General features: G+C 32.2%; 4 protein-coding genes and 1 pseudogene. 1 reads left to right on the top strand and 4 read right to left on the bottom strand.

From position 1 onward, the window contains the following. Positions 1-84 precede the first annotated feature (84 nt). The 3 genes and pseudogenes from AOG55_RS09740 to AOG55_RS09290 form a co-directional block, all read right to left on the bottom strand. Positions 85-840: an ammonium transporter gene (locus AOG55_RS09740; protein ID WP_269082531.1), complete on the bottom strand. Its 756-nt coding sequence runs from the start codon at positions 838-840 to the stop codon at positions 85-87. After that, the gene (locus AOG55_RS09735; protein WP_269082530.1) at positions 779-1,390 is read right to left on the bottom strand and encodes a hypothetical protein; all 612 of its coding nucleotides are present in this window, start codon (positions 1,388-1,390) and stop codon (positions 779-781) included. Before AOG55_RS09735 ends, AOG55_RS09740 begins: the two co-directional genes overlap by 62 nt. A 388-nt stretch (positions 1,391-1,778) precedes the next feature. Beyond that, positions 1,779-1,944 (bottom strand): annotated as a pseudogene (locus tag AOG55_RS09290) (IS256-like element ISFac8 family transposase); the annotation flags it as partial. Between the two features lie 158 nt (positions 1,945-2,102). Between AOG55_RS09290 and AOG55_RS03590 the strand changes: the two are divergent. Next, positions 2,103-3,401, top strand: a complete 1,299-nt coding sequence (locus tag AOG55_RS03590; protein ID WP_055040909.1) for an ATP-binding protein — start codon at positions 2,103-2,105, stop codon at positions 3,399-3,401. A gap of 300 nt (positions 3,402-3,701) precedes the next feature. Here the strand turns inward: AOG55_RS03590 and AOG55_RS03580 are convergent, their stop codons facing one another. Beyond that, the gene (locus AOG55_RS03580) at positions 3,702-5,027 is read right to left on the bottom strand and encodes an ATP-binding protein (protein ID WP_055040907.1); all 1,326 of its coding nucleotides are present in this window, start codon (positions 5,025-5,027) and stop codon (positions 3,702-3,704) included. Positions 5,028-5,139 lie beyond the last annotated feature (112 nt).

Here is a 5,139-nt window from a genome sequence, read left to right as displayed (position 1 = left end):
TATACCTTCAGGGTATTTTTAATAAATTTAATACTTCATTTGCCTTTGTAGTTAATATTATAATACAACACCATAATATGGGGATTATTGTTTTAAATGACTGTAAGCTTCATCATTCAAGATTCCGTGGATCAACTTGCTTATGAGATATATGGTAACTAGAGATATAGTAAATACAACAACCACCACAACAGTTATGCCCAGTAATTCTATTCCAAGCTGCCTCAATGCAGTAAATCCACCGTAAAACAGCAAACCGTTAGGTAAAACACTGTTGCCAGAAGCCACTGCAAATGAATGCTGTGTGAAGAATGCTATCATTATAACCCCGAAGACTCCTCCAAGGCCATGCCCGGGAAATAATCCAACTGGGTCTGAAAACCATTTCACCCTTGAAAATAATTTTTCTCCTTCTATAAATAATGGTCCTCCAATGAATCCCAGTATTAGTGCACTTGCCGGACTCACGAATCCCGCCAGCGGTGTAATTATAATAAGTCCCATTAGAATTCCATTGGTTGCATCCATGATTGTGGGAGTTTTTCTATCCCATAATTCGCCAAATAACATTGTGGACATCATTGCCGCACCTGAGGCAACAAATGTGGTTATTACTACCATCAGAACATCACTGTTGAATGCAAGTACACTTCCGGGATTGAAGCCAAACCACCCTATCCATAGTAATAATATTCCAAGCGCCAGCCATGTGCTGTTTATATGCATGTCAATTTTCATCGATTGCTTTAAACCCTTTTTCTTTTCCTCCCTCCATATTTCATACACAATTGCCAATCCTGCGGCTGCTGCGGCTCCATGAACAACCAGGCCCCCCTGCAAAATCTCTCATGCCCATTTTGTACAGCCATCCAGTCGGGTTCCAAATCCATGCAGCAGGTAGATTCCAGATTATTACAAAATAAACTATTGAAAATATAAAAAAGGCTTTGAACTTCATTTTCTTTAATACAATTACACCCACAAGGGCAAGGGTAACCGCTGCAAAAGCAGTTTCAAATAAATAATATGTTCCAAGTTTTAATCCAGTATTGAAATACTTTCCGGTCATGGACCACCAGGTAGCGTTGATAGATCCGGAAGAAAATCCTCCCAGGAAAAAGCCGCTTTTATAGAATGGATTTCCTATTATTCCATCCACAGTTGGTGCAAAAGCGGTATTGAATCCTATAATAGCCATAACAAATATTGCTGTCCCGGATATAACAATGGTTTTTAATAAACTGTTTTTGTATTTATTCCCCAATTCTCCTATCTCCAGAAAACCAACGGCAATTGTCATAATAAATACAAAAATAGCTGCAATTATAACCCATAAGTTATTAATTAAAATTCTTGAAAGAGTTAAATAATCTATTAATCCAGATATCATAATAGTTCATGAGAGAACTATATAAAATTTTATCTTTCTAAACATAGAAGTTAGAAAATATTATACAGGGATTGACAGTAGCATAGTGAATAAAATAATGGATTATGCAAAGAAAGAATAACATATGGCTATAAGAGAATCTGGGCATTATTAAGGAATTCTGGCATAAATATAGCTAAAAAACAGTTTATAAAATAATGAAGAATAATAATCTAACTTTGCCAATACATAGCCATAAAAATAAAATGGAACCGAAACATCTAGGGATGCAATCAATGCAATAGATGATGCCATTATCAGGAAGTTTAATGGTGTTATACCTTATAATATTACATTAAAAACAGATAATGGTTCACAGTATGTAGATCGTGTACCATATTTTGTGTATTTATAAAGGGTACCTCTTATTGAACATCTCTTTAATCTCATCATGGCATTTATAGGGGCCATTCATCTTCCTGAATGCATATCTAGAATTGAAATCTATTGATTTTAAATATCTTCATTGCAGAATCCTCAATAGGGAATGATAATGCTACTTTAACCCTCTTCTTATCTCCTCATTCATTCTTAATTTAGAAAATAATCAAAACCATGAAATTTAAAATATATATGTAAAATCAAGTACTTTATAAGACTGTTTATAATCTGCTTAAATTGTACAGTATAATATACATAAAATATAATAATATGTTCAGTATACTGTACAATAATGGTAACAATTGATGATTTCAAATATGTTTTAGCGCTCTGGAAGGAATATAAAATACCAAATATGATAGAACGTGATATGCACATTGATCTGGAAACTGATAAGATAATTGCAATTGCCGGTTCAAGGAGAACAGGTAAAACCTATATCATGTTTCAGTGCATGACTGAACTTTTAAAAAAAGGCACTAAAAATGATAATATTATTTATGTGAATTTTGAAAACGAGAGACTTGTAGGAATAGTTGCATCAGATCTTGACAACCTTCTCATTGCCCATAAGGAACTTTTCAACCCTGATGGTACCATATACCTTTTTCTTGATGAAATTCAGGTTGTTGAAAACTGGGATAAATGGGTTAGAAAAATCTATGACACGAGAAAATATAGAATTATTGTAACAGGTTCCTCATCTGAATTGTTAAGCAGTGAAATTGCCACCTCGCTTGCAGGCAGAAACCTCACATATATTGTTTATCCATTCTCTTTTAAGGAATATGTGGCCGCAAAGGGGCTGAAAATTAACAAACTGTATAAATATTCTATTGAGAAAGGAACAGTATTAAAGTTGGTTGATGATTTTTTGGAATATGGATCATTTCCTGAGATAGCAATGACAGACAAACCATTAAGAAAACTTGAACTTCTTTCATCCTACTTTGATGCAATTTTCTTCAGGGATATAGTGAGAAGATACAATATCAGAGAGGTTGGAGATTTAAACATATTTCTAAGAATTCTTTCCAGCAGCTATGCCTCCTATTTCAGTTCGGTAAAGGCGTTAAATTATTTCAGAAGTACCGGAAGGAGAATAAGCAGAATAACACTGTTAAATTTTCTTTACTATTCCAAATCTGTCTTTCTCGTAAATATACTTGAGAAATATGAAAAGAGTGTACAGAAGCGCATGGCCACGCAATCAAAGATCTATATAACAGATATAGGCATTTCCCGGCTTTTCTCCGACATTGATAGGGGAAGGGCACTGGAAAACGCAGTTTTTATGGAATTATTGAAGAATGCTTCTCCTGCTATGAGTATAAATTATCTTAAGCTAAAATCAGGAAAGGAAGTGGATTTCATTCTTACTGGAAAAAATATAGAACTCATACAGGTTTCTTACTCAGTGTCGGACCCTGGCACAAGATCCAGGGAAACGTCTGCCCTTGTGGAAGCCGCAATGAACCTTGGTTTGAATACCGGGAAAATAATAACCTATGATTATGAAGGAGAAGAATCAATCAATGGTATTTTAATAAAGTATATTCCATTCTGGTTATGGGCTTTATTTAACTTCTAAATATTGATTTATGTTATGGCACCGATTATTATAAAATAAACCCTCTTTTAATGGTCTTTTGGATTAATAATATTATTATGTTATCCCAAAATGAGTTCATCCCTGCCGATAATTCTTTTAAAGCATCCTGTGATAAAAACTTCATCACATCATTTTTATAAATAATCAATGTAATAAACCAAAAAGTCCAGAAAACGCGCCATGCAACAAACCAGAAATGGCACCGGTCTTTGCCCCTGTCTTTGACATGATAAGTTCTGGTCATTATCCAACATTTTAACAAAATTATTGATTTAGAAATTATTTAAGGTTAAGAAGCCATTTCCAGAGGGGTATAAAAATTATCTTTTCACCATTCTTTTCGATATATCCCTCATAATCCCTTGTTATAATGAGAAGGTCATGGCACTTAAAATATCTTGCACCGGCCAAAAGCGCAGAAATTTCCCTGGAATTAATATCACTTATATCTGATATATATGTTACCTGGATTAATTGAATGATCTTTAGTGAATCATATAAAACAAAATCAATTTCTTTACCATCAGCCTTTCCGTATTCTTTCCAGTAAGCTATACTAAAGTTATTTTCCATGCCTCTCTTATTTAAGTCCAAAAATACTATGTTTTCCATTAATCTCGGAATGGACATTTCATTTTTAAGCGAATTTATTATTCCAGAATCTATAACATATATTTTCTTCCGGTATGATAATTTCTTATTCTCCGACCGGCTGTATATTTTTAGATAGAACATAAAGAATACCTCCTCGGAATCATACAAAAATTCCAGCAGTTTATTTTTACTTATTTTATAACCAGCTGATTTGAATATACCGTAAATTTTTGATATGCTAAAATATTTTGAATATATTGATATTATATATTTTAAAAAGGCATCCAGGACATTAACTTCGGAAATATTGAAATGTTCTGCCATATCCATTGAGAAAATTGTATTATAATAAGATCTCAATATTCTTAATTTATTATCATTATTTTTTTCTATAACAACCTCAGGATATCCACCATATTCAAGATAATTTCTAAGCTCAGAAATAATATATCCTTTATTGTCAGTGAATCCTGTTAGGTAAGAATATTCCTTCCCATTAAATTCAAGATATTCCCTGAAGTTTAGTGGCATTATAACATATTCAAGGTTTCTTCCCCTTAAGGAGGTTGAAATCTCACGGCTTAATAATTTCGATGATGAGCCTGATAAATAAATTCTAAATTGTTTTGTATCGTAGAGCCTTCTTATATATTTTTCCCAGTTTTCTATATTCTGAATTTCATCAAAAAATAGGTAAATATTTTTCTCTTTATCAGGATTTGCCATTTCATAAAATATAGGTATTATATCATCAAGATCGGAGATTTTTATATTTATTAATCTATCGTCCTCAAAATTTATATACAGTATATTATTCTTCGGTTCGGTTTTTAATAGTTCATTAATTACAAAATATAAAAAATATGTTTTGCCTGATCTTCTTGGTCCTATCACTGTAATAATTTTTTCAGATTTTAATGGTATATTTATGTCCCTTTTACGTGCATATGGTAAATCTCCTGTTAACCATTCAGAGATAACTTTTCTAAAGGCTAATTTACTGCCTTCCATGTAAATGTAATACAAAGTTATATAAAATTGTTTTCTTATAAAACAATATATGTTATATTTTGTTTTTTTATAAAACAAATTAATATTAGATACATAATGTATCATACTAAGG

Origin of the sequence: Acidiplasma cupricumulans (genome assembly GCF_001402935.1) — an archaeon.
Taxonomy (GTDB): Archaea; Thermoplasmatota; Thermoplasmata; order Thermoplasmatales; family Thermoplasmataceae; genus Acidiplasma; species Acidiplasma aeolicum.
The sequence above is the reverse complement of the archived record's forward strand: the minus strand, read 5'-3'. Positions and strand labels throughout refer to the sequence as shown.

Bases quoted from the DNA above. Each gene is read 5' to 3' on its own strand.
- AOG55_RS09735 (WP_269082530.1), bottom strand. From the start codon at position 1,390: ATGATATCTGGATTAATAGATTATTTAACTCTTTCAAGAATTTTAATT.
- AOG55_RS03590 (WP_055040909.1), top strand. From the start codon at position 2,103: ATGGTAACAATTGATGATTTCAAATATGTTTTAGCGCTCTGGAAGGAA.
- AOG55_RS03580 (WP_055040907.1), bottom strand. From the start codon at position 5,027: ATGGAAGGCAGTAAATTAGCCTTTAGAAAAGTTATCTCTGAATGGTTA.